Source organism: Hungatella sp. L36 (genome assembly GCF_014288035.1).
Map to the genome: position 1 here is coordinate 1 of NZ_JACOPC010000006.1, position 26,107 is coordinate 26,107.

The window sequence follows — 26,107 nt, forward strand, 5'->3', positions numbered from 1 at the left end:
TCTTCCGATCTAGGGAGGGAACCGCTCAGGGATTCCCTCCCTGTCGCCCCCGCTTCCGTTTCCGGCTAGGCTGTGAAAAAGTCCGCTGATTACTGGCTCCACAAGGTGAAAAAAAGTTACCCCAAAATCAGTAAGAACCTGTGTTTTCTCGCAAAAGGTGAGTTAAACGTACAACGTGCAGGAGAAATCTGTTTTTTACAGCCAGTTCCATAATGGGTGTCCAATGATGTCTTTTCACTCCTTGTGGAGCCAGTACACAGCGGACTTTTTCACAGCCTGACCGGAAAAGGGAGAGCGGGCGGCAGGGAGGGAAAGGTGAATGATGGAGAGGTCGGTGGGACTTAGGGCGAACAGCCGCCGGAGCAGGGGCAAAATCACGTTTTCAGGACGCGATTTTGCGGGCACTGAGAGCGAACGCATCAGGCGTTCGGTCGAATTGCCCGGGACCCCTGCGGAGGGGGCTGTTCGCCCTTAGTCCCACCCCCTCGGAATCCCTGAACCTTTCCCTCCCTGCCGCCCGCTCTCCCTTTTCCCCGATCCCCTATGCAAAAGTCCGCATCCCTTCCTCCACAAAAAAGGGACGTACCCGCAAATGCCATTCAGTTCAGCATTTGTCAGATACGCCCACAATTCCTTTATGTATGATTATAATGAAACAATCACATCGGCCTGCGCGTTCTCAGGCAGATTCTCTGCGTCCATGGATACGCTGAGAACGAAGGTCACGTGATACTTTTCACCGATTCTTTCCAAAGTCGTGATGGTGTCTGTAATATCTTCACCTTCTAAACAGGACAGTTTTAAAAAGCTGTCTAAAAACATCATTTCCAAATCGTGATCCTGTGAAATGATTCCACAGATAAAACCAATAAATCCTTCGCTCGATTCAATCGGGTACTCTTTGACATTAATGAGACGAATCTTGTTGCTTAACTCATACATGTGTTTGGAACTCTTGTCTAAATAGACGATGGATCCCTTGGAATCCCTGATGGCGGAATTGGCCCTATCCAACAGATGTTTTGTCTTCCCCTTACCCTTTTTTCCTGCTATTATCTGCACCATAGCGATCTCCTCCTTGAGTTATATGATTTGTATAAAAAGTCTATTAATATTAAAGTAATTATAGTACAAATCCCCATAAAACGCAACGACTAATCTACAATTTTATTCAATATATTTGACATATTATCGTAAAGGCCCGTTCTATCAGGGGCTTTTAAGACAACGGAAATATATTCCATCCCTGAAGAGCCGCTGCTGCCCATGATCAGACAGCTTCCCGCAGCCTTTGTCGTGCCTGTTTTGCCGCCCAGCGCAGTCAGTCCTTCCGGCATATCCCGTTCACCGGTCATATACCAGTTGCTCTGCTTCCAGGTCTTTGTCAGCGTATCTCCCGAGGCCGTCGCGTAGACAGCGTCATAGGATGACGTACCGATCACCTTCCTGAAATCAGGATATTTCATGGCCTCATTGAAAATCAGATACAGATCGTATGCGGTCGTATAGTGGTTTTCATCGTTTAAGCCATGGGGATTGACGAAATGTGTCCCTGTCGCTCCCAGCTTTCTCGCCTCTTCATTCATACGGTCGGCAAACTTCTCAATACTGCCATCCATGTGGACTGCAATCGCAGCGCCGGCGTCATTGCCGGAAGGCAGCATAAGACCGTAGAGCAACTGCTCCATAGTCAGTTTATCGCCCGGTTTGATGCCGCATAAGGTCGCACCGCTCTCCGTAATCACCGCTTCCTCCGGTACCGTTACCTCGTCGGACAGATTCCCGTATTTGATCGCCAGCAGAGCCGTCATCGTCTTGGTGATGCTGGCCGGATACAGCTTTTCAAAGGGATTCTTTCCGAAAATCACCGTTTTATCCGACAGGTCAAAGACCGCCGCCGCTTCCGCGGTAACCGCCTGATCTGTGGATGGAGTGTCCGCCGTGACGACACAGAGATTATGTGCAAAACTCTCTGCCCTGTCCGATAGCGCAGTTCCTTCATATAGAGCCGTCCTTTGCGCGAAGTCATAGGGATTATCCAGTTTTTTTAAGCTGGAGCAGCCCGACAGCATGGTCACGCATAAAAACGCGCAGCCGGCTTTCATCGTAATTTTCTTTTTCACTTACAGACTCCTACTTATACATCTCACGCCACTCTAAGTCACCGCGGTCCAGAGACTTGATTAAGAGTTCTGCGGTCGCCAGGTTTGTTGCCAGCGGGATATTGTGCATGTCGCAGGTTTTCATGATATTAACGAGGTCCGGCTCATGAGCCTTTGATGAGAGCGGGTCTCTCAAAAAGATCACCAGATCGATCTCGTTGTGCTCAATCTGGGCTCCCAGCTGCTGCTCACCGCCTAAATGACCAGCCAGGTACTTGTGGATATTTAAATTCGTGACCTCTTCAATCAGACGGCCAGTGGTCCCTGTCGCGTACAGGGTGTGCTTGCTTAAAATCCCCCGGTAGGCGATGCAGAAGTTCTGCATCAGTTTTTTCTTTGAATCATGTGCAACTAATCCTATATTCATAACGATATACCTCCTTAATAATTACCAATTTTGCGTTGCAATCCAACATTCAGAACAAGGCCCATCCCGATAAAGATGCTGATCAGGGAACTGACTCCCGAGCTGATAAACGGAAGCGGCAGGCCGGTATTGGGGAAAATCTGTGTCGCTACGGCGATGTTGGCAAAAGCCTGAAATCCGATAAGCGCCGCCATGCCGGTGCAGATCAGCCGCCCCGCCATGTCTCTGGATTTGTACGCCAAGCGCAGACATTCAAATACGATGAGACCGAAGAGCACAATGACGGTTACCCCGCCGATAAAGCCCAGCTCCTCTCCGATAATTGCAAAGATGAAATCTGTCTCTCCGGTGGTGCCCAGCCAGTTTCCATCCTTTACGGATGCGATAGTCGTATTAAAAAGTCCCTTCCCCTGAAGCTGTCCGGAACTGATTGCCATGATAGAATTCTTCTGCTGATACATATTCTCCGCGTACTGTTCCGCATGCGGATAGATCCACGCCAGAATACGTCTCGCCTGGTAATCGTGGATAAAGGGGATCAACCCCTGCGTCAGCAGATAGATAAATAATGCGCCTGCAGGTATGGCAACCGCAAGCACGCCGCCGATCCAGCGGTAACTGATGCCAGCTGTATACACCATACAGAGTATGATGACAATGACAACCAGACTGGTGGATAAGTTCGGCTCCGCGAAAATAAGACCGATGGGTATTACGGCCAGTATGGCCGCGATCCCCACCATAACAGGCATATTCATCTTTTCCTGATATTTATTCCAATACCAGGAAAAGAATACAATAAGCCCAATCTTCACGAATTCGGAAGGCTGTATCCGGCCGATACCCGGAACGTCGATCCACCTTGTGGCTCCGCCTGCCGTGTGACCCATCACCAGCACCGCACCTAAAAGAAGGATGCATACTGCGTAATCCAGCGCATATAAATTAATAATTCTATGATAATCGATGATGGAAAGCCCTATGGCCAGGGCAAATCCCACCAGGATACCGATTATCTGTTTTGTAACCGTCGAGGAATCCTGTCCGGATGCACTTGCAACCACGAGAATCCCAATGACGGATAACGCCACCATGTAAAGAACCAAACGGTAATTATAGTATTTAAAATTGTAGTCAAAAAACATAGTCAGTATATCCCCTTGTCAGGTATATCGCGAATAGGGATGTTCGCATAAAGCACCGGCATATAGCTGTCACAGTCCGGCTGCTTCATCTTCGTCATCTGTATCTCTATTCTGTCGGAATCAACATCCATGTATCTCGATATCACATGGATCATGTCGTCTTTTATCATCTGCATCACTTCAGGAGAACAGTCCGCCTTGTCCGCAACCAGCAAAAGTTTCAGACGATTTCTTGCAATCTCTCCTGAATTCTTCTTACGGAATACAGGAAACAGGCTCATCTCATCCCTCCTACGCTCTCTTCAAGAGGTTGGAAAGCTTAAAGAAAAACCCTCCACGCGCCGCCATATTCAAAAGCGGCACCGTTTCGCCGGTTATACGTTTGCAAATGTCCATATAAGCCTGTCCGGCCGGTGTTCCTATGCCAACCAGAGGCTCTCCCTGATTGGTGGATATGACGATGTCCTCGTCATCCGGGACTGCACCGATGATATCAATGGCCAGAATGTCCATCACGTCATCGAGGGACATCATATCCCCGCGTCTCACCATATCCATACGGATCCGGTTCACCACCAGATCGATGGTTTTCATGCCGGAGGCTTCCAGGAGCCCGATAATGCGGTCCGCATCACGGATCGCCGATACTTCGGGTGTCGTTACCACAAGCGCCCTGTCGGCGCCGGCGATGGCGTTCTGAAACCCCTGTTCGATGCCAGCCGGGCAGTCCAGAAGTACATAGTCGAACTCTTCCCGCAGATCATCAACAAGTTTCACCATCTGGCCCGGATTCACCGAGGTCTTGTCCCTGGTCTGAGCCGATGGAAGCAAAAACAGATTTGGATATCTTTTGTCTTTTATCAGGGCCTGCTTCATACGGCAGTTGCCTTCTACCACATCTACAAGATTGTAGACAATGCGGTTTTCCAGTCCCATGACCACATCTAAGTTCCTGAGTCCTATATCTGTATCGATAAGAACTACCTTTTTCCCCAGAATGGCCAGGCCGGTACCAACATTGGCAGAGGTTGTTGTCTTGCCTACCCCGCCTTTTCCGGAAGTAATGACAATGATTTCACTCATCTCATATCCTCCTGATTCAATCCATATTCTATTCTACATTAATTTTCGGAATATTTCCACACTTTTTTTCATTGGTTTGATAGAGACTTTATTTCCATCCAGTGAAGCGGTCATCGGTCCGCGGCCCAGCTTCTTCCCACGGCCGTCAAGCCGTGAGGTGCAGTCTGCGATGCGAAGCTGCGTCGGCGCCATGGTCAACGCCACAATCACAGCGCCCTCATTGCCCGCAACACCCGCGCATACGGTGCCGTACAGCGCGCCGAGAACGATCACGTTCCCCTTCGCCATAACCTTGGAGCCTCGTTCCACATCTCCGATGATAATGATGCTGGCTTCCGATTCCAGCGTCTCTCCGTCCTGTAAATTTCCTTTAAAGAATTGTCCCGTCTGGCAGGACAGTTCCATCAGTTTCTCATTCAGTGCTTTTTCGCAGCGTTCGATGCGGTTAGCGTCCGTATCAACGAGGCAGACGATCTCTAAATTGGAGTTCTCCATAATCTGGTTTACAACCGCAAATTCCTCTTCCGCCGTCAGTTTTCTTCCCTCCAGCGTCAGCGTCATCTGGGCCGAGCCCCAGAACTTCGTGTTGTCCCCGAACTTCCTGCCGATATCGGCAAGAAGCGTCTGAAACGGGACCTCCGGTTCCAGATATACGGTCATACCCGCCTTGTTGCTTTTAATCACTACGGTATTATGCATCATATCCACCTGACCTTTTCTCTCACCCTTCTTAATCGCGAATCGTGACATTCGCCGCATCACGCGCACCGGCACTCAGGATCGATTCCAAATCAATCTCTCCATAATAGTACTGATACACGCTCTTTGCTATATTCGCGGCATTGGAAGCCGAATATCCGAACGGAATGTTCACGGTAACACAGATCTCCGGATTGTTATATGGCGCATAGGAAATAAAGAACGCGTGGTTAGGCTTATTTTTTGCCTCCTGGGCCGTACCGGTCTTGCCGGCGATCGGAACCTCCAAATCGGCAAACAGCTTCTTCGCCGTACCACTGGCGATAACTTCCCTCATTCCCTGCTGTACAGTATCCCACGTTGAATCCGCCGCGTCAATATGAGAAGAAATCTCAGGGGTATAATCTTTAATCAGATTACCTTCAGAATCGGTTGTCTTATCCAGTAAGCTGAGTTCGAATACATTACCCCTGCTGGCGATCGCCGCCACATATCTCGATAACTGTACATTGGTATAGGCGTGGTTACCCTGTCCCATGGCGGAACGCTCCGGGTCGATGTCTGAAATCTGAGGCTCCAGCTCGTCGATTTCCACGCCGGATTTATGATCCAGTCCGAACAGGGCTGCGTATTTATGCAGCTTATCCAGTCCGAGAGACGGAACGTAGTTGCCGTCGGCATCCATGGACAGCCTGTGTCCAAGGTCCGCAAAGAAGAAGTTGCAGGAATTCTGAAGACCGCCAACCATGTTAAGCGGACCGTGACGGCCCGGATAGATCCAGCACTTGATCGGTGTGTCGATCTCTTCATATCGTCCGGTACAGTCGATCGTATCCTCGATTCCGATTGCATTTTCCTCCAGTGCGGCAACGGCTGTAAGCGGTTTAAAAGTAGATCCGGGCGCCTTCTTGGCCTGTGTCGCATTGTTATACAACGGCAGTGACAAATCATTCTGAAGCTGGCTGAAATAGGCGCTGTCGCCGATCCGGTTATTATCGTAACCAGGATACGACACGAGGGCCAGAACCTCTCCGGTCTTGATATCCGTTACCACCACACCTGCATTGCACGGAGCCAGCGCCAGCTGGGCCGGTGTGATCTCCAGCGTCGATATCTTTTTCATCAGGAACGCATAGGCGTCGCCTGTCGCCTTTAACTGGTTGATATCTTCCTCGTTATATTCCAGAATTCCCTGATCGAACAGGGCCAGACAGAGCTCCTGTCCGGTGATGACATCGTCATTGATCAGATAGCGGTAGATTTTCTTCGTAAAATTCCGGTCTTCCTTCAGTTGGGCAAACACATAATCCACCAGCACTTTAAAGGTATCATCGGCATTGGAATACTTGGAATCCGTCTCCAGCTTTGTGGTATCCACCCAGCCGTTTGCGATTCCATAATACAGGTAGTCACGCAGACTGATCTCATCCGCTTTCCATGCCAGATACTCAGCGCTCGTCTTGTCGATTAAATCTTCCTTTATGATGCCCACGGTCGGACTCGCCAGATACGTGTAAATATAGTACATATAGGCAGCAAGATCCTGATCCAGATCCTTCAATGAAGCCGGATGGCTGCTCATAAGTTCATTCTGCAGTTCTGAAAAAATCTGTTCCCTGGATGATAAGAATTTGCTGTTAATATTCTTTTCCACATCTGAGGCCTCCTCGGATTCGAGATGCTTCAGAGAAAGAATATTATTGTTAATCAGCTGGAAATACGCATCCTTAACAGGGATCGTCATGTTCGATCCATCTGTGCTGCTGGTAATCTCCACATCGCCGGGCTCAATTTTCTTTAACAGAACACCGGCCAAGGACTGTTCGACCAGATGGTAAATACCGGTCTGCAGCCCTGCGATCTGCGTAAGGTAAATGTCGTTGCCGGCTCTCGACTCGGTCTCGTCGAGCGTCTCTCTGACCCGGCCCCGGCTGTCCTTATAGATGGTCTTGCTGCCCTTCGTCCCCTGGAGCTCCTGCTCCATCGTATACTCGATTCCCGTGGTTCCCACGATGTCATTCACATCGTAGTCGGGACGGTTCTTTTTCAGTTCCTCCAGCTGGTCTTCCTGCACCTTGCCGGTATAGCCGATAATCGGGGCAAATGCGATACTGTCGTTGTAGGCCCGGATGGTGGTTTCCTCCACGTTGACGCCTGCCAGATCTGCGGTATGCTCCAGCACATCCGCGACAGTCTCATCCGATACCTGTGTCGCTACCGTCGTTGCCTCGTATTTACGGAACGACATGAGACGGAGTGCGTATTTGATATTGATGATATCCAGTGCCTCCTGATCCGTCATGGTGACCGGATTGCCGTCGGAATCCTTCATCTCAGTTAATTTGCCGGTGGCACACGCCTTTTCAAACAATTCTCTCGCCGTGATCGCGGAAGGGTACTTATTCTCTTCATCATCCAGCTCATCTACACTCTTCAAGCCGTAATAATCCCGCAGGAAGCGTTTCCTGCCGGCCTCTGAGGAAGAAGTATAGATCATATCTCCGTTGCTGTCGATGGCTACCTCAAACTTTCCCTGTACCGTCTCCCCATGCTTCTCCAGGATTCGGACCAGCCTTAGATACATGGCGTTCTGATCTGCCGTGGTCTTATATTCCCCGGTGTCCTGAACGGTCACGGAATAAGCCAGCTTGTTGTAAGCCAGCACCTTGCCGTTCCTGTCATAGATGTTGCCGCGTGTTCCCGCTGTGGTAAGGGTCTGCTCCGTCAGCTGCATGTAATCGTTTAACGCCTGTTCTCCGTTTACGATCTGTAAATTAAACAGCTTATGGACGAGTCCTGCGTACATGGCTATACAGATGACTCCCAGTACAAGGAGTCTTGACGATGCGATTTTCTTCAAAAAGTCTTTTAAGATGTCTAATAAATCTCTAAACAATCGATGAATCTCCTCTTTTTTCTATCTCTTCCAGATGACGGTTGAACATCAGGAAAATACGGTAAATAAGCAGTGTTGTCACCACCGTGAAAATGATCTCCGGCAGCATTAAGTTCATGAAGTAGTATCCGATTCCGAGACGTTTCCGGATCAGGAACCGGAACACATAAATATAAAGATTGTACGCCAGGTCATTGAGCACGCTTAAAATAAGCGGCAGCGTAATGTAATCCTCATAGTAGTATTTGGTGCAGATGCCGTTTACATATCCCACGTAGATGAAAATAAGCGTGTAAAAACCGAACGGGCCGCTGTAGAATAAATCCATCAGAAGACCGGAAAGAAGGCCGTAGTACATACCGGCCTCCTTTCCGTGGATAAATCCGAAGGAAAAGGTCAGAATCAGCAGCAGATTCGGAGATGCAGAGAGAAACGGGAGCAGCGGGAAGATACAGTTCTGAACCGTAAACGCCAGAATAATCATAAGAATATTAAAGATGATTCGTTTCATCGCCGCCGCTCCTTTCGTTATCGTTTTTTCGATTCTTCATGGCTTCTACTGTGCCGCAGCAGTCTCTTCTTCCGAAGAAGCCGCCGTCTCCCCGGCCTCGTTCGTCTCACTCTCTCCCGCCTGCGTCTCGGCAGAGGCGCCGTCTTCCGCGGCTGTCTCCTCTGTCATCTTCACTTTGAGATCGGTGATGACCAGAACCTCCTGCAGGCTGTCAAATTCAGCTGCAGGAATTAAGTAACCCGATTTGGTCACATTGTTTGTGTCATTGGTAATCTCCGCGGCATAGCCCACCAGTATTCCCGGCACAAAGACGGAGCTGGTGTTGGAGGTGACGATCTTGTCGCCATCCTTTAAGTCGCTGTCCTTCAGCACGTTGGTGATGCGGAGCCGCCCCTCTTTAAACAGCGTCAAGTCACCGCCCACGATACAGCCGTCTCCGGACTGGATGGCCATGGCGCTGACACGGCTGGAATCATCGATGATGGACCGGACCGTGGCGTAATTGGCGCCAACGTCCGTGACGATTCCCACCAGACCTCCGCCTGCAACCACGTTCATATCCACGGCGATTCCGTCCTTTGATCCCTTGTCGATCCGGAACACCTGGAACCAGTTGCTGGAGTCGTTGGCGATGACTCTGGCCCCGACCTTATTGTACTGGCCGTATTCCTGGTCCAGCTCATACAGCTGTCTCAGCCGCTTCAGTTCGAATTCCTCCGCCTGAAGCCTGGTATTTTCCTCCGTCAGCTGGGTGATGATGTCCTTCATCTCCTTGTTATCTTCCAGAGCGTCTTTCAGTTTTGTATAATCCACGATTTCATCGTAAATGGCGGAGCCCACCTTATTGACTCCTGACTGCACCGGGATCAGAAAGTACCCGACTCCGGTCCTCAAAGGCGTCAGCCACTCGTCATGGATTGATGTAAGGCCGATTAAAAGCACACAGATCACCGTTAAGGCAATCAGGACGTATTTACTGCGTTTCGATTCCATCTATATGATTCCCCGTTCTTTAAAACTGGTATAGGAATTGTCTCCTATGATAATATGATCCAACATACGGATTCCGATCAATTCTCCGGCTTCCATGATTCTTCTGGTTAATGTGATATCTTCCCGGCTGGGTGCCGGATCGCCGCTGGGATGGTTGTGAACCACAATGACATTCACGGCGTGGTACTTCAGCGCCTCAATAAAAATCTCCCTGGGTGAAACGACGGAAGCGTTCACCGTCCCCTGGGAAATCAGCACATCTCTTATGAGCACGCCCTTTGTGTTCAGCAGCATGATGCGGATCTGCTCCTGCTCCATGTGCCGCATGTCTTCCACATAGTAGTTCACGATGTCTTCCGGGTTGGAAAAGGTGGCCACGTCTTCCAGCACGGCCTTCTTCCAGATCCGCTTCGACAGCTCTCCAATACAGAGGAGCTGCGCCCCCTTCACTCTTCCTATTCCTTTAATCTGAGTCAGTTCGGGGAGTGAAAGATGCAAAAGCCCTAAAATACCCTCGCTGGGGTAATTTAAGGCCAGTATCTTTTGTGCAAGTGCCAGGGAACTGTCTTCCCTGGATCCCGTCCGGATGATAATGGAGAGAAGTTCTCCGTCGCTTAACCCCTCAGGGCCTGTCCGAAGGCACTTCTCATAAGGCCGGTCATCCGCCGGTATGTCTTTCATCGTAATTCTGTTCATATGTCTCCTGTCCGTTACTCTCCAGGTACGTGTCAAAGACATATGTATTTAAATGAACCGATAGGTAATGAGAGCCAATGCCACTCCGATGATGCTTGCCATGGTGATCTTGATACTCAGGCCAAAGGTAATGACCAGAATACCGAAGTTAATAATGAGCGGTGAATCGAATCCGAAGGACTGTCCGAAATTCAGCCAGGACAGCCAGGATACATCCTGAGCCATCGTCCCGATAAATCCGCCCAGCACAATCCCCGTCAGCACCAGAAGAAGCAGTACCCAGCAGTTTTTACGTTTCATCTGTTACTACCCCTCATTCGTTTTTGGCAGGAAAATCCATGCCTGCTTTGTTATTCTATCATAGAAACGCAGTCGTGTATACACTTTTTTTGCCGTTTGGCTCTATAACGTGATCAGTCCCGCGTCCTTTAATTTCTGCATGGACATGAGAATTCCAAGCTTCGCATGGTACCAGGTAAGCCCTCCCTGGAAATAAACGGCGTACGGAGGTTTGATCGGTCCGTCGGCGGAAAGCTCGATGGATGCACCCTGTACGAAGGCTCCTGCGGCCATGATAACCGGCGCGTCGTAGCCCGGCATCGCCCACGGCTCCGGAGTGACAAAACTGTCCACCGGCGCGGCCGCCTGAATTCCCTGGCAGAACGCGATAACCCCCTCCGGCTTTCCGAAGGTCACTGCCTGAATGATATCGTGGCGCGACTCCGTGCTGTTCGGAACCACGGAAAATCCCAGTTTTTCATAGACATTGGCTGCGAATACGGCTCCCTTCAAGGCCCCTGCCACCACCGTTGGCGCGAGGAACAGTCCCTGATAGAAGGACTGGTTAAGCCCCAGGCTGGCTCCTACCTCACGTCCCAGACCAGGGGCGGTCAGGCGGTAGGAGGCGCGGTCGATGCAGTCCTTTCTTCCGGCGATATATCCGCCGATCGGCGCCAGTCCGCCGCCCGGATTCTTGATGAGAGACCCCACCATCATATCCGCTCCCACGTCGGCCGGCTCCATCCTCTCCACAAACTCGCCGTAGCAGTTATCCACCATACAGATGACATCCGGCTTCCGTTCCTTGATAAAGGCGATCAGCTGACCGATCCGCTCTACCGACAGGGTCGGCCGGGTGGCGTACCCCTTGGAACGCTGGATTGTCACCAGTTTCGTCTTCTCATTGACTGCCGCTGCAATTCCATCAAAATCAAAGCTTCCATCCGGAAGCAGATCCACCTGGCGGTAGATGACCCCGTACTCTTTTAAAGAGCCTGCGCTCTCCCGGATTCCGATTACCTCCTCCAGTGTGTCATACGGTTTCCCCACCGGTGAAAGAAGCTCGTCTCCCGGCCGCAGATTGCCCGACAGCGCCACGTGAAGCGCGTGGGTTCCGCTGATTAAGTTCGGCCTCACCAGGGCACTTTCCGTGTGGAACACGCTGGCGTATACATCTTCCAGTGTATCCCGTCCCAGGTCGTTGTAACCGTATCCGGTGGTTGCGGCAAAATGAATGTCGCTGACGCGGTTGTCCTGCATGGCTTTTATAACCTTCAGCTGATTATACTCCGCCGTCTCATCGATCGCCGCGAAGCGCTCAGAAAGCAGCCCTTCTATCTCCTTTCCGAACTCCAGAACCTTTCTTTCGATTCCCAGCTGCTCATACATCGCATCCATTTCCATGATTTTCTGTCTCCAATCCATACGTTTCTCTGATATCCTGAAGCATTTTCTCCAGGACCTTTTCTCTGTCGCGGCCGAAGTCTTCCAGATTCAGCCACCGCACATCCCGCTCCCGCTTAAACCAGGTGATCTGGCGCTTCGCGAAATGTCTCGTATCTCTCTTTAAAATGGTAACCGCCTCGTCAAGGGAGGTGTTCCCCTGAAGGTAATCCAGGATTTCCTTGTATCCCAGTCCCTGCATGGAGACCATTTCCTTCGTGCAGCCCATTTCCATTAATTTTTCCACTTCACCGACCAGACCGGCCTCTACCATGGCGTCTACCCGCTGGTCGATCCGCTCATAGAGCGTCTTTCTGTCATCCGTAAGGACGTAATACAGGAAGTCATAGGGAGAGCGCTTCTGCCGCTCCCGTTTGTTGTGCTCGGAGATTCTTTCTCCCGTCTGCCGGTAAAACTCGATGGCGCGGATCACGCGTTTCCGGTTGTTGGCATGGATTTCCATGGCAGCCTCCGGATCGATCTCCGCCAGCATATCATGCAGAAAAACGGCGCCGCGTTCCTCTCCCAGCCGTTCCAGCTCCTCCCTGATCTCCCGTTCCTCTCCCTGCTCTGTAAAATCGATGTCATACAGTAGGGCCTGAATGTAAAAACCGGTTCCCCCCACAACGATGGGGAGATGTCCGTGAGCGTATATCTCCTCTACCGCCTCCGACGCCAGTTTTTTAAACGCGGCAACGTTAAACTCCCCGGCAGGCTCCAGAATATCAATAAGATAATGAGGTACCCCATCCATCTCCTCCCGGGTCACCTTGGCAGAACCGATATCCATGTGGCGGTAAACCTGCATGGAATCGGCGCTTATGATCTCTCCGCCCACGGCCTTCGCCAGCCGGACAGACAGGGCCGTCTTTCCCACAGCCGTGGGACCCGTCAAGATAATCAGTGGTTTCATCATACTATCCTCTTGAATTTTTTCTCCAGCTCGTACCTGCTCATGGAGATGATCGTCGGCCGTCCATGGGGACACGCATACGGATTCTCCAGATTCAGGAGCTGGTCTATCAGTTCGTTGGCCTCTTCCGTCGACAGCCGGCTGCCGCCTTTGACCGCAGCCTTGCAGGACATGGTCGCTACCCGCTCATAGATGATATCCGGATTATGAGTCGAAACATCGTCGGAAAGCCCGTCGATCATCTCGATCAGCAAATCCTTCTTGGCGATAGACAGCAAGTTAGCCGGTACGCCTCTCACCGCATACTCCCTGCCGCCAAACGGTTCGATCTCGAAGCCCATGTCCGAGAAATACTTCATGTGCTCTTTTAACAGCACCTCCTCGTTCATGTTCAGGGTCAGAATGATCGGCGGATTAAGCATCTGCGATGAGTATTCCCTGTTTTTAAGTGTTGCCATAGTTTTCTCATATAAAACCTTTTCATGGGCCGCATGCTGGTCAATAATGTAAAGCTGTTCGTTAAACTCCACCAGCCAGTAGGTGTCGAACACCTGGCCGATCAGCTTATGCATCAGCCTTGATTTCGGTTCCAGCAGCTTTCCGTCAAAGAGATCCAGCTGTTCCGGCTTCCCGGAAAATGCGGCTGCACCTGCCTGAGCTTCACCCGCTGCAGCCTCTCTTGCTGCTGCATCTCTCGCTGCTGCCTCTTCCGCTGCCGCATCTCTCGCTGCTGCCTCTTCCACTGCTGCATCTCTCGCTGCTGCCTCTTCCGCTGCCGCATCTCTCGCTGCTGCCTCTCCCTCTCCGGGCTGCACTCCACGGTCCGTCATTCCGTTTAATTGTCCATGTTCCCTTGCACCATCTGCCTGATTTTGTACCGTTTCTTCATTTTTCGCAGCCGATTCCGGTAACCCGTGTAAAAAGTCTGCGCCAGCCGGCTTCTTCAGCCAGTTTTCAGCCAGAAAATCAGGATCTCTCATGAGAGACGGTTCTGCCGGCTTAAGCCGTTTGGAGCCAGGCGCGCAGGCGGCCTGCTGCCGGCTCATGGCCTCCAGCCTGCGAAGCTCAAAGGGCTCCGGTGACGGCTCGTGCTTCCTCGCCTCTTTTGCCTCCTGCTCCGCCTTTTCCTTATTCAGTTCCACCTCCGGAATCAGCTCCTTGTGAGCGAGTGCCCCCGATACGGCGTCGTAGACCATACGGTACACCATCTCCCCGTCGCGGAAGCGAAGCTCCATCTTGGTGGGATGGACGTTGACATCCAGAAGCTCCGGCTCAATGGTGAAATGGAGCATGGTAAACGGATACTTGTGCTGCATCATAAACGGCTTGTAGGCCTCTTCTATGGCCTTCGATATGATGCTGCTTCTGATATACCGCCCATTGATGAAATAATTTTCGTAGTTTCTGTTGCCCCTGGCGATCACAGGCTTCCCGATAAAGCCGCTGATGGCGATATCCTGCTTCTTCGCCTCAACTGCCAGCAGATTCGCCGCAATCTCCCTGCCGAAGACCGTATAGATGATGTCCTTTAAGTTGTGGTTGCCGGAGGTATGCAGCTTGTTCTGGTTATTCTGGATAAAACGGATCGAAATCTCCGGATGGGAGAGCGCGATCTTTTCCACCAGCTCGGCCACATGGGAGCCCTCTGTCATGGGAGTCTTTAAAAATTTCCTTCTGGCCGGCGTGTTAAAGAATAAGTTTCTGGCGATAAATGTGGTGCCCTCCGGGGCGCCGATCTCCTCCAGCGGCCGTTCAATGCCGCCTTCGATGCTGTAGCGGCTTCCCGTCAGGGCTTCGCTGGTCTTCGTGATCAGCTCCACCTGGCAGACGGAAGCGATACTTGCGAGGGCCTCACCGCGAAAGCCCAGAGATGAGATCGTAAAGAGATCTTCCACGGACTTGATCTTGCTGGTGGAGTGGCGCAGAAACGCCAGCGGAACCTCTTCCCTCGGAATTCCGCAGCCGTTGTCGGTCACGCGGATGAAGGTGGTGCCCCCCTCCTTTATTTCAACCGTCACAGCCGTAGCCCTGGCGTCGATGGCGTTCTCTAAAAGCTCCTTCACAACAGAGGCCGGCCTCTCGATCACCTCGCCCGCTGCAATCTTATTTATGGTATTTTGATCCAGTAGCGTAATGTTTGGCATATGGCTATCGCTCCTTTATCTCTTTACTGCCAGCGGTTCTTAAGTTTCGTCTGAAGGCGGTACAGCGTGTTCAAGGCGTCGATCGGCGTCATATTTCCCAGCTCCAGTTCTCCCAGCTCCCGGACGATGTCGTCGTCCTTCACCGTGTCAAACAGGGACATCTGCTGCAAATCCACCTCATCCGGCCTGGGGATGCTGGCATGCTTCGGCGCACCTGCGCCCGCTTCCGCGATCTCCTTTGCCCTCGCCGTGATATCCGCGTCGCTTAACTCCACCAGAAGCTCCTTTGCCCGTACAATCACGGAATCGGGAACACCGGCAAGCTTGGCGACCTGAACGCCGTAGCTCTTATCCGCTCCGCCCTTCACAATCTTTCGAAGAAATACGATATCATCGCCCTGTTCCTTTACGGCGATGCAGTAGTTGTTGACGCCGTTTATGGTTCCTTCCAGCTCTGTCAGCTCATGGTAATGGGTGGCAAACAGCGTCTTGGCTCCTAAAAGCTTCGGGTTGCTGATGTGCTCCACCACCGCCCAGGCGATGGATAAGCCGTCGAAGGTGCTGGTGCCCCGGCCGATCTCGTCGAGAACGATCAGGCTGTTTTTCGTAGCGTTTCTCAGGATGTTGGCAACCTCGGTCATCTCTACCATGAAGGTACTCTGGCCGGATGCCAGATCATCGGAAGCGCCCACACGGGTAAAGATTCTGTCGCAGATGCCGATATTGGCGTCATCCGCGGGCACAAAGCTTCCCAGCTGAGCCATCAGTACGATTAAGGCCGTCTGGCGCATATACGTCGATTTACCGGCCATGTTGGGGCCGGTGATGATGGAGAGCCTGTTCTTCGAATTGTCCAGATACGTATCGTTGGCGACGAATAAATCGTCCCGCATCATCTTTTCCACCACCGGATGGCGGCCGTTTTTGATATCGATCACACCTTTTTCATTGATGCGCGGCTTCACATAATTATTCTTCGTAGCCACAACGGAAAGGGAAGTCATCACGTCGATACCCGCGATCGCCCGGGCCGTCTGCTGGATCCGCAGGACCTCGGCGGCGATGGCGTCTCTCACCTCGCAGAACAGACCGTATTCCAGGGTATAGAGCTTGTCCTCCGCTCCCAGGATCATGTCCTCCAGCTCCTTCAGTTCATCCGTTGTGTACCGCTCGGCGTTGGCCAGCGTCTGCTTGCGGACAAAGTAATCGGGAACCATCCCTTTAAAGGAGTTTGTCACTTCGAAGTAATATCCAAATACCTTGTTGTACTTGACTTTCAGGTTCTTGATTCCGGTCTTGTCGCGCTCTCTCGATTCCAGTTCGGCGAGCCACGTCTTTCCTTCCGTCTTCGCGTGGCGCAGCTTATCCGTCTCCTCGTGATAGCCGTCCTTTATGATGCCGCCGTCACGCAGGGATATGGGCGGGTCCTCCACGATGGCGCGGGAGACAAGATCGTGGACATCCTCTAAGGCATCCAGCTCTTCCCAGAGCTCTTTCAGCAGAGGAGTCGTGAATTCTCCCATGAGATCTTTTATGTAAGGAAGCATTTCCAGAGAATTCCTGAAGGAGATTAAATCCCTGGGATTCGCCGTCTTATAGCTGATGCGGCCGATGAGACGTTCCAGATCGTAGATGGGATTCAAGTATTCACAGATTTCCTCCCTGGAAATGTAATTCATATTCAGCTCTTCGATGGCATTCTGGCGGGCAATGATATCATCCTTGTGGATCAGCGGCTGTTCGATATAGGTTCTCAAAAGCCTGGCGCCCATGGCCGTCTTCGTCTTATCCAGCACCCACAGAAGGGTTCCCCTCTTCTGCTTCTCCCGCATGGTCTCCAGGAGCTCCAGATTCCTTCTTGTCGAGGTGTCAATGATCATGAACTGCCCTGTGGAATAGGGAACGATGGTCGTAATATGGGACAGTGTGCTCTTCTGGGTCTCGTACATGTACTCCATGACAGCCCCCGCCGCGATCACTCCCGTATCGTAATCCTGCAGGCCCAGACCGTCCAGAGAGCCCACTTTAAAGTGTTCTTTTAAAATTCTCCTGCAGCCCTCGTCGGAAAAGAAATGGTTGTCAAGTGCGGCGATCACGGTCTGGTAGCGGTTCTTGACCTCCTCCGTGTCCACACCGGACACAAAGAACGCATCGTTGCAGATAATCTCGGAGGGGCTGAACTTGTTGATCTCATCCGCCAGCTCCCGCTCCGTCTCCACCTCGGTCACCAAAAAATCGCCTGTGCTGATATCGGAAACGGCAATGCCGAACCGCTCGTCGATATAGACGATGCCCATCAGGTAGTTGTTCTTCGTCTCATCCAGTGCCTGGGCGCTGGTAATGGTTCCGGGGGTAACGACACGGATGACCTCTCTCTTAACCAGCCCCTTGGCCAGCTTCGGGTCCTCCATCTGCTCTGCGATCGCTACTTTATAGCCCTTCTGGACCAGCCTGTACAGATAATTTTCAAGCGCATGGTAAGGAATGCCGCACATTGGCGCCCGTTCCTCCAGCCCGCATTCTTTTCCCGTCAGGGTAATCTCCAGTTCCTTGGAGACGGTCAGCGCGTCTTCAAAAAACATCTCATAAAAATCTCCCAGCCTGTAAAACAGGATACAGTCCGGGTACTGTTTCTTGGTTTCCAAATAATGGACCATCATTGGTGACATTCCGGCCACGTTTTTTCCTCTTTTCTTCTGTCGTACTATTTTAATGTTCCCATATAATAAAAGCCTTTCGACTCATCCAGATACACATCCACGATCTGACCGATCAGGGACGCATCTCCCTTGAAATGAACGGTGGTGTTGTTATCGAGCCGGCCCGTAACGAAGCCTTCCACATGGTCATCCAAGTCCTCCACCAGTACATCCTTAACGGTGTGGGCGTCACGTCCGCATACCTCGGCCGATATCCTCTGCACCTCTGAGAGCAGGCGGTCAAACCGGTCCTTCACCACAGCCTCCGGAATCTGCTCTTCCATGGCCGCCGCCGGAGTGCCCGTGCGCTTCGAATAAATGAACGTAAATGCGCTGTCAAAACGGACCTTTCTCACTACATCCATGGTCTCCAGGAAGTCCTCCTCCGTCTCTCCCGGGAAGCCGACGATGATATCCGTGGTCAGAGAGATATCGGGAACCGCGGCCCTGATCTTCTCCACCAGTTCCAAATACTGTTCCTTCGTGTATCTCCGGTTCATGGCCTTTAAGACCCTGCTGCTTCCGGACTGGAGCGGCAGATGGAGATGATGGCAGATCTTCCCGGAATTCTTCATGACCTCGATTAAGTCATCCGATAAGTCCTTCGGATGGGAGGTCATAAAACGGATCCGCCGAAGACCATCGATGGCCTCCACCTCTTTTAACAGCTGTGCAAAGGTCATCGGCTCTTCCAGATTCTTTCCATAGGAGTTGACATTCTGTCCCAGGAGCATGACCTCCACCACACCGTCTGCGACGAGGCGTCTGATCTCTCCCACGATATCCTGTGGATTCCGGCTTCTCTCGCGGCCGCGCACGTAAGGAACGATACAGTAGCTGCAGAAATTATTGCAGCCAAACATAATATTAACGCCGGACTTGAACGGGTACTTCCGGTCGGTGGGAAGTTCTTCCACGATCCGGTCAGTCCCCTTCCAGATGTCAACTACCATCTTTTTCTCATCCATGCGTTCAGAAATCAGTTCTGCCAGTTTGAAAATATTATGGGTTCCGAATATAATGTCGACAAAGCGGTAGCTCTTCTTAATCTTGGTCACCACGGTTTCCTCCTGCATCATACATCCGCAGAGAGCGATCATCATATTGGGATTCTTCTGTTTGATGCGGTTTAAGTAGCCGAGTCTGCCGTAAACGCGCTGATTGGCGTTGTCCCTGACCGTACAGGTATTATAGAGGACGAAATCCGCCTCCTCCGTGTCCGTCTCCGTAAATCCGGAAGCCTCTAAAATTCCGGTCAGTTTCTCCGAATCCCTGGCGTTCATCTGGCACCCGAACGTCTCGATGTGAAAGGTTCCGCGGTACGTTTCGTCCCTTCTCTTCTTCTCATCGATCAACTGGCGGCAGCGTTCCATAAAGAACTGCTGTCTGCCCGGTTCCTCCGCCGGCGCGGCCTTTAAAGCTTCCTCATGTGTCATATGTAAATGATCCATCCAGCTGTTTCCTCCATTTATCTCACTCCGCATTCCGTCATAATCTGTAAACCCGGAATGACTTTGAATATTATAGCATAAATACATTCTATTGCAAACACCAAAAATACAACGGCCGTCCACCTGAAAAAAAGTTACAATTAGCGGCCCCACGGAAAAACTCCGCCGGGCGTTCCGGTGCGTGGGGCCGCGAATTGTAACAAAAGAATCAAGTCCGCCCTGTGGCAAGGCGGACTTTGATATGGAAACAGCTATTTTACAAAGCCGGCGGCCTGCACTGTCCGTTTCCATAGATAATGTACTTTGTCGTGGTAAGCTCCTTTAGCCCCATAGGGCCTCTCGCGTGAAGCTTTTGGGTGCTGATGCCGATCTCTGCGCCAAAACCGAACTCGAATCCATCCGTGAATCTGGTGGACGCGTTGACGTAGACGGCGGCGGCATCGATCTCATTTAAGAACTTCTGAGCGTTTGCGTAATCCGATGTGATGATGGCCTCGGAGTGCTTCGTATTATAGCGGTTAATATGGGCGATGGCCTCGTCTATGGAGTCCACCAGCTTCAGGGACAGAATATAGTCTAAATACTCCGTTCCCCAATCCTCCGCAGCAGCCAGGACAAACGCAGGCACGATACGGCAGGCTTCTTCATCCGCCCGCACCTCAACCTGCTTTTCGTCGAGCCTGGCCTTTAACAGCGGCAGGAACTCTTCCGCGATTTTTCTATGTATAACCAGCGATTCACAGGCGTTGCAGACGCCGATCCGCTGGGTCTTGGCATTGAATATGATGTCCAGAGCCATCGTGAAATCCGCAGTCTCATCCACGAAGATATGGCAGTTCCCGGTTCCCGTCTCGATGACAGGCACCGTACTGTTCTCCACCACGGAACGGATCAGTCCGGCTCCGCCGCGCGGAATCAGCACATCCACGTAGTCGTGCAGGCGCATGAATTCCTTCGTCACCTCCCTGTCGGTATCGGTGATGAGCTGTACACTGTTCTCCGGAAGTCCCGCGTTCTTAAGTCCTGCACGGAGGCATTTGACGATAGCCTTGTTGGACTCTAAGGCGTCGCTTCCGCCTTTCAAGATCACGCAGTTGCCGGATTTGAAGCAGAGTCCGAAGGCGTCCGCGGTCACATTGGGTCTGGCTTCATAAATGATGCCGATCACGCCCATGGGAACGCGTTTCTGTCCGATGGTGAGTCCGTTTGGCCGGGCCTTCATGGAGATCACCTCTCCCACCGGGTCGTCTAACCTGGCCACGCTGATCAGTCCGTCGGCCATGGCCTCGATCCTGGAAGGTGTCAGCTCCAGGCGGTCGATCATCCCGGCGCTCATGCCATTTATCGTCGCCTGAATCACATCGTCCTGATTGGCCGTCAAAATATCTTCCTCGCCCTCAAGCAAAGCGGCGGCCGCCGCCCTTAAACCTTCGTTCTTCTTATCAGAGCCGAGAATCCCCAGAACACCGGCCGTCTCTTTCGCTCTTTTTCCTGTCTCAGTTAGTGTCATATCGCGTTCCTCCCTGTTATCCTGCTATTTCACTCCACATTTTGAGTTTGAATTATGGAGTGATTACCATATCCATTCCCTTGTCATGGGCCTCTGCCGGCAGAGAATCGAAAAGCTGGAAAGGATAGGCGATTCCGAATCTGGGATGTTCCGGCTCTTCGTCGAAGAAGCGGTCGTAATAGCCGCCGCCGTAGCCGATCCGGTGTCCTTCCCTGTCAAATGCGATTCCCGGCACGATGACTGGTGCGAATTCGTCGCGGATGCGCAGACAGCTGGCTTTCGGTTCCATGATCCCCATGACGCCGCTCTCTAAATCCTTTTTTCCCTGAATTGCATAGAATACCAGTTTTTTTCCTTCTACCTTCGGTACTGCCACGTATTTTCCCATCTCCAGCAGCCCCTGAATCAGCTTCTCAGTCCCCGCTTCATGACGAAAGGATACGTAGCAGTAGACACAGAACGCCTGCCGGATGGACCGGAGGCTTAAAATCTTCCTGCAGATGGCGTCATTCCACTCCATCTCCTGTTTCTGTGTGAGAGCCTGCCGGTTCTCCTTCACCCATTCCCTGATTTCATTCTTGCTTGACATTTCCATACTTTTTCCCCAGATCCGTAATGGTTCCGTCCTCTTCCTTAACCGAAATGCTGTTTAAGTTTCCTCTTAAGCTCATGCGGATCGCTTCAATGTATTCCTTTCTCAGGGCGGCCTGTTCTGCCTTTTCCTCATCAGAAAGTCCTACCGCCTGCGCCTTGTGGTAGAGCGTGTTGATTCTGTCTATTTTTTCCTGCTGCATCGATGTGCCTCCTAATATTCATTATTTATGTAGTGCATCAGATCGAAATCAAAGTTGGGATGGGCCAGGAAAAGCGTCCCCTTACTGTCACCCATCATGATCTGTGAGACGACCTCCACGTCATCCCCGTTGGCAATGACCATATCGGAACCGCTGTCTGTGGCGATCCTGGCCGCCGCCAGCTTCGCCGCCATGCCTCCGGTGCCCACGTCGCTGCCCGAGGTGGCCTTTCCCATCTCCATCAGCTCCGGCGTAATCTCATCCACCTGGCTGATAAAACGCGCCTTTGGATTCTGTCTCGGATCGTCAGAGTACAGGCCGTCGATATCCGACAAAAGAATCAGTAAGTCGGCTCCGATCAGAGCCGCTACAATGGCGGACAGCCGGTCGTTGTCACCGAAATTATCGACGTAAGGGATCTCTGAGGTGGATACCGTATCGTTCTCATTCACAATCGGTATGGCGCCCAGCTTCAGCAGCTCGTCGAAGGTATTCTGCGCGTTATAGCGGGAGCTTTCATTGATCATGGTATCCTTCGTCAGCAGAACCTGCGCCGCCACCTGATTATACTCCGCAAACAGTTTCTGATACACCATCATCAGGCGCGCCTGGCCTACCGCTGCAAACGCCTGTTTCTCCGAGATGGTAACCGGCCTCGTGTGGTGGCCAAGCGCCTGGCGTCCCACCGCGATGGCCCCGGACGAAACCAGAACCACGGATTTCCCTTCTCCCTTCAAATCGCTGATGACACGCACCAGCTTCTCGATCTTCATCAGGTTCAAGTCCCCCGTATACGTATGGGTCAGGGAAGACGAACCGATTTTTATGACAATCCTCTGTTTATCCTTCAGCTTTTCCCGCACTTCAGTTCTCATGGTGTCTCCAATCATGTTCTTTCAGTCTTTTTGTCTCATATCTTACAACATTTTTATCCATTCGTCAAATGAGCAGCGGTTGGAAGCGAGTGCCAAACTGTTACGTTGGGACTGAGAAGCGTGCCGCGACTGCCTCCGCCGTCTTGATCCCATCCATGGCCGCGGACGTGATACCGCCCGCGTAGCCGGCGCCTTCCCCACAGGGATAGATACCTTTGATGCTGCTCTCAAACCGTTCATCTCTCGGTATGCGCACCGGGGACGAGGTTCTGCTCTCCACGCCTGCCAGGATGGCGTCGCCTCTGGAAAATCCTGCGATCCGCCCGTTAAACGCCTCTACGCCCTCGATCAGCGATTCCGACAGCGTATCCGGAAAGAAATCCCGCAGATTTGCCATGGCGTACCGCCCTTCAAAGGCCGGCGCCACATCTCCAAAGGCCGTTGTCGCCCTTTTCTTCTTAAAATCACGGTACAGCTGCACCGGAATTTTCCCTCCGCCGCACCGGTAGGCCGCTTCCTCCAGGCGCCGCTGGTAGGCGATGCCCGCAAGAGGGCTGTCTTCCGGGAAATCCTGCGGCGTGACGGTGACGATCAGTGCGCTGTTCGCATTCACACCGTCCCTCGCATGATAGCTCATGCCATTGACAGCCAGACGCCCCGGTTCAGAGGACGCATCGACGACGTAGCCGCCCGGGCACATGCAGAAGGAGTATACGCCCCTTCCATTGGCACACTGATGGGTCACCTTATAATCGGCCGCCCCCAGCGCTTCGATCTCTGCAGCGCCGTACTGTGCGGCATTGATGTCTCTCTGCGGATGCTGAATGCGCAGTCCGACGGCGAACGCTTTCTTCTCTATGGGCACGCTTCTCTCCAGCAGCCGCTCAAAGGTATCACGCGCGCTGTGTCCCACGGCCAGAACGGTGACATCCGTCTCAAATTCTTCCGACCCGTTTACCGTGATGGCCTTCAGCGCTCCGTCCTTAATCCGAAAATCGGTGACGCAGCTCTGGAAGTAAAAGGTTCCTCCCAGACGGATGATCTCTTCCCTCATATTTTTCACGATGACACTGAGCACATCGGTTCCGATATGGGGCTTATTCTTATAAAGAATGGATGGATCCGCTCCGAACTCCACGAACACCTCCAGCACTTTTCGGTTCCGCATCAGCGGGTCTTTCACCAGCGTGTTGAGTTTCCCATCGGAAAATGTTCCCGCGCCGCCTTCTCCAAACTGTACGTTGGAGTTGCTCTTCAGCTCTCCGCCCTGCCAGAACTGAAGCACCGACCGTTTTCTCTCTTCCACCCGCTCTCCCCGCTCGAATACGATGGGGCCAAAGCCGGCTCTTGCCAGCATCAGTGCACAGAAAAGGCCGGCCGGTCCGCTTCCTATGATGACGGGGCGGTGCTCTAAACGCTCCGTTCCCGGTTCCGGAAATTGATATTCCTTCTTCTCGGCCTTCGCAATGTTTGGACTGTTCACTCTATGTAATACCTTGTCCTCCTTCGCCACCTCGACGTCGACCGTATAGATAAACAGCACTTCACTGCTCTTTTTTCTCGCATCCACGGACTGCTTCACAACCGTTACGCGGCGAATGTCCGCCGGCTGAAGCTTCAGCGTCTTTGCCGCCTTCTTCTTTAAATCTTCCTCGCTGTGGTTTACAGACAGCTTTAACTGGCTGATTCTTATCATATAGGACCTCTTCCTGCGTTTCTGCCCGCCAGAATTCCCGATGACCACGCCCACTGCAGGTTATAACCTCCGCAGATGCCGTCTACATCCAGAATTTCTCCCGCCAGAAACAGCTGACTGACTAATTTTGATTCCATAGTACACGGATTTACCTCTCTCGTATCGACACCGCCGCAGCAGATCTGCGCCTGCTCAAAGGGATTCACCGCTGCCACGGTGGTTTCGAGCCCTTTGATCCGGTCTGTCAGAACCCCCAGCTGCTTTTCCGTGATCTCCCGGGTCCGGCGGCCAGCCGGTATCCCGGATTCCTTAAGAAGCACCTGATGCAGCTTCTTATTCAGGACGCCGTTTAAAAATTCTTCCCCCGGCCGGTATCCCAGCCGTTTTACCCGTTTCGTTAAGAATTGAAAGAGCTCCTGCTTTTCCATAACCGGCAGAAGATCCAGCCGGGCAGTCACCTTCTTCCCATCCCTTAAGGCGCGCGCTGCAAACCGACTGATCTGAAAAACAGGAATTCCGGAGATTCCATAATCCGTAAACTGCAGTTCTCCCCGGTCGGAAGCGACCGCTTTTCCATCGGAATACAGTGTCACAGAAGCCTCTGTCCTTACGCCTGCAAACTGTTTATACCACGTCTCCCTGCATTTTAACTGCACCAGGGCTGGAAGCGGTTCTATCACGCTGTGTCCCAGACTCTCCGCCAGCTTATAGCCGCTGCCATCCGATCCCGTTCCGGGCGCCGCTTTGGACCCTGCCGCGAGTATGACCGAATCCGCCTTCATGGCTCCCTGGGATGTGGCGAGTTCCAGCTTCTTTGACACGCTTAAGACCTCACATTCACAGAGAACCGGAATGTTTAAGCGTTCCAGCTCGAAGCGCAGCGCATCCAGCACAGAAGACGCCTGCCCCGTGGCGGGGTAAACGTATCCGTTCCGGTCTGTCAGCACCAGACCCAGATCCTCAAAAAAGGAAAGTGTCTCTTTTACCGGCACCTCCCCGACCACCTTCCATGCGAATCCTGGATTCTCCCCGCGGAAGGCTTCCTTTCTCATATCCAGGTTTGTTAAATTGCATTTCCCATTCCCGGTAGACAGGATCTTCTTCCCGGGTCTCTTTGTATGTTCCAGAATCACGGCATCGGCTCCCTCCCTGGCAGCCGCAATCGCAGCCGTCATACCGGAGGCGCCTCCGCCTATGATCATCACTCTTCTCTTCATGGATTCCTCCTTGCTGTAAGCACTTGGCGACCGTACTGTCACCAGCCCTATTGTATCCGGTTCCTCCATTCAATTCAAGCATTATTTTTCCTGACGAGTCCTGTGTTTTGGTCCATTCGGTCAGACACACTCTAGCTCGTATACGACTCCAGATAGTTAAACACCTCAATCATGGAGGAGAACCAGATGCCATCCATAAGACGGCCCCGCTCCTCCTCCGGGAAATCGGTGACCGGCATATGGGTATACAGGCAGATCGTCGTCTTATCCTGATACAGGACAAGCAGATAACCGTCTTCCGATACGAGATAAAATTTCTCCTTTTCCTTCTCCGGCGCAGGCGACACCTTCTCCTGATTGATGACGATCTGGTCCTCCGTCACGGTCTCCGTCTCCAGAGTCGCTCCGGGTATGGCCTCCTCCGGCTGCACGCTGTCCTTGGTAATGACAAAACCAATTCCGAGGCAGAGAAGCGAAGTGGCTGCAAATAAAAGAAAGCAGAACATATACTTCTTCATAGGATAATACCTCCTT

The 26,107-nt window shown here is 52.1% G+C and carries 24 protein-coding genes; all 24 read right to left on the minus strand.

Annotation, left to right across the window (positions count from 1 at the left end; genetic code table 11):
* Positions 1-645: 645 nt before the first annotated feature.
* Entirely contained in the window at positions 646-1,065 is a 420-nt protein-coding gene (locus tag H8S80_RS15585; RefSeq protein ID WP_002604020.1) for a hypothetical protein, read from the minus strand.
* Between the two features lie 89 nt (positions 1,066-1,154).
* On the minus strand, positions 1,155-2,105 hold the full coding sequence (locus H8S80_RS15590) for a D-alanyl-D-alanine carboxypeptidase family protein (RefSeq protein WP_117633339.1): 951 nt from the start codon (positions 2,103-2,105) through the stop codon (positions 1,155-1,157).
* A 28-nt stretch (positions 2,106-2,133) separates the two neighbouring features.
* Complete coding sequence (gene mgsA, locus H8S80_RS15595; RefSeq protein WP_002604018.1) at positions 2,134-2,529, minus strand: methylglyoxal synthase; 396 nt, start codon at positions 2,527-2,529, stop codon at positions 2,134-2,136.
* A gap of 14 nt (positions 2,530-2,543) precedes the next feature.
* Complete coding sequence (locus H8S80_RS15600; RefSeq protein WP_002604017.1) at positions 2,544-3,674, minus strand: FtsW/RodA/SpoVE family cell cycle protein; 1,131 nt, start codon at positions 3,672-3,674, stop codon at positions 2,544-2,546.
* A gap of 2 nt (positions 3,675-3,676) precedes the next feature.
* Positions 3,677-3,955 carry a cell division topological specificity factor MinE gene (gene minE / locus H8S80_RS15605; RefSeq protein WP_002604016.1) on the minus strand — a complete coding sequence of 93 codons (279 nt, stop codon included), beginning with the start codon at positions 3,953-3,955 and terminating at the stop codon, positions 3,677-3,679.
* A 10-nt stretch (positions 3,956-3,965) separates the two neighbouring features.
* A complete protein-coding gene (minD, locus tag H8S80_RS15610) occupies positions 3,966-4,757 on the minus strand; it encodes a septum site-determining protein MinD (RefSeq protein ID WP_117633334.1) in 792 nt (263 codons plus the stop codon).
* A 33-nt stretch (positions 4,758-4,790) separates the two neighbouring features.
* Positions 4,791-5,456 (minus strand): septum site-determining protein MinC, encoded by a 666-nt coding sequence (locus tag H8S80_RS15615; protein ID WP_002604014.1) that lies wholly within the window; start codon positions 5,454-5,456, stop codon positions 4,791-4,793.
* Positions 5,457-5,487: 31 nt separating this feature from the next.
* Positions 5,488-8,352 carry a penicillin-binding transpeptidase domain-containing protein gene (locus H8S80_RS15620; protein WP_002604013.1) on the minus strand — a complete coding sequence of 955 codons (2,865 nt, stop codon included), beginning with the start codon at positions 8,350-8,352 and terminating at the stop codon, positions 5,488-5,490.
* Positions 8,345-8,863 (minus strand): rod shape-determining protein MreD, encoded by a 519-nt coding sequence (mreD, locus tag H8S80_RS15625; protein WP_002604012.1) that lies wholly within the window; start codon positions 8,861-8,863, stop codon positions 8,345-8,347. The genes H8S80_RS15620 and mreD overlap by 8 nt, the downstream gene beginning before the upstream one ends.
* A 45-nt stretch (positions 8,864-8,908) precedes the next feature.
* Positions 8,909-9,856 (minus strand): rod shape-determining protein MreC, encoded by a 948-nt coding sequence (gene mreC, locus H8S80_RS15630; protein ID WP_117633333.1) that lies wholly within the window; start codon positions 9,854-9,856, stop codon positions 8,909-8,911.
* Complete coding sequence (gene radC, locus H8S80_RS15635) at positions 9,857-10,552, minus strand: RadC family protein (RefSeq protein WP_002604010.1); 696 nt, start codon at positions 10,550-10,552, stop codon at positions 9,857-9,859.
* Positions 10,553-10,600: 48 nt separating this feature from the next.
* Entirely contained in the window at positions 10,601-10,852 is a 252-nt protein-coding gene (locus tag H8S80_RS15640) for a DUF4321 domain-containing protein (protein ID WP_002604009.1), read from the minus strand.
* 102 nt (positions 10,853-10,954) lie between these two features.
* The gene (locus H8S80_RS15645) at positions 10,955-12,235 is read right to left on the minus strand and encodes a methionine gamma-lyase family protein (RefSeq protein ID WP_117633332.1); all 1,281 of its coding nucleotides are present in this window, start codon (positions 12,233-12,235) and stop codon (positions 10,955-10,957) included.
* Entirely contained in the window at positions 12,213-13,190 is a 978-nt protein-coding gene (gene miaA / locus H8S80_RS15650) for a tRNA (adenosine(37)-N6)-dimethylallyltransferase MiaA (protein ID WP_181988041.1), read from the minus strand. Before miaA ends, H8S80_RS15645 begins: the two co-directional genes overlap by 23 nt.
* A complete protein-coding gene (gene mutL, locus H8S80_RS15655; RefSeq protein ID WP_117633330.1) occupies positions 13,187-15,331 on the minus strand; it encodes a DNA mismatch repair endonuclease MutL in 2,145 nt (714 codons plus the stop codon). Before mutL ends, miaA begins: the two co-directional genes overlap by 4 nt.
* Before the next feature lie 23 nt (positions 15,332-15,354).
* Positions 15,355-18,000, minus strand: a complete 2,646-nt coding sequence (mutS, locus tag H8S80_RS15660; RefSeq protein WP_034533951.1) for a DNA mismatch repair protein MutS — start codon at positions 17,998-18,000, stop codon at positions 15,355-15,357.
* Between the two features lie 35 nt (positions 18,001-18,035).
* Complete coding sequence (gene miaB, locus H8S80_RS15665) at positions 18,036-19,481, minus strand: tRNA (N6-isopentenyl adenosine(37)-C2)-methylthiotransferase MiaB (protein ID WP_117633338.1); 1,446 nt, start codon at positions 19,479-19,481, stop codon at positions 18,036-18,038.
* Between the two features lie 256 nt (positions 19,482-19,737).
* A complete protein-coding gene (locus H8S80_RS15670) occupies positions 19,738-20,991 on the minus strand; it encodes a glutamate-5-semialdehyde dehydrogenase (protein ID WP_117633329.1) in 1,254 nt (417 codons plus the stop codon).
* Positions 20,992-21,043: 52 nt separating this feature from the next.
* A complete protein-coding gene (locus tag H8S80_RS15675) occupies positions 21,044-21,586 on the minus strand; it encodes a 5-formyltetrahydrofolate cyclo-ligase (RefSeq protein ID WP_002604002.1) in 543 nt (180 codons plus the stop codon).
* Entirely contained in the window at positions 21,564-21,785 is a 222-nt protein-coding gene (locus H8S80_RS15680) for a DUF896 domain-containing protein (RefSeq protein WP_002604001.1), read from the minus strand. The genes H8S80_RS15675 and H8S80_RS15680 overlap by 23 nt, the downstream gene beginning before the upstream one ends.
* An 11-nt stretch (positions 21,786-21,796) precedes the next feature.
* A complete protein-coding gene (proB, locus tag H8S80_RS15685; RefSeq protein ID WP_002604000.1) occupies positions 21,797-22,660 on the minus strand; it encodes a glutamate 5-kinase in 864 nt (287 codons plus the stop codon).
* Positions 22,661-22,760: 100 nt separating this feature from the next.
* Complete coding sequence (locus H8S80_RS15690; RefSeq protein ID WP_117633328.1) at positions 22,761-24,356, minus strand: NAD(P)/FAD-dependent oxidoreductase; 1,596 nt, start codon at positions 24,354-24,356, stop codon at positions 22,761-22,763.
* Entirely contained in the window at positions 24,353-25,573 is a 1,221-nt protein-coding gene (locus tag H8S80_RS15695) for a BaiN/RdsA family NAD(P)/FAD-dependent oxidoreductase (RefSeq protein WP_117633327.1), read from the minus strand. The genes H8S80_RS15690 and H8S80_RS15695 overlap by 4 nt, the downstream gene beginning before the upstream one ends.
* A gap of 131 nt (positions 25,574-25,704) precedes the next feature.
* Positions 25,705-26,091 carry a hypothetical protein gene (locus tag H8S80_RS15700; protein ID WP_002603997.1) on the minus strand — a complete coding sequence of 129 codons (387 nt, stop codon included), beginning with the start codon at positions 26,089-26,091 and terminating at the stop codon, positions 25,705-25,707.
* Between the last annotated feature and the right edge of the window lie 16 nt (positions 26,092-26,107).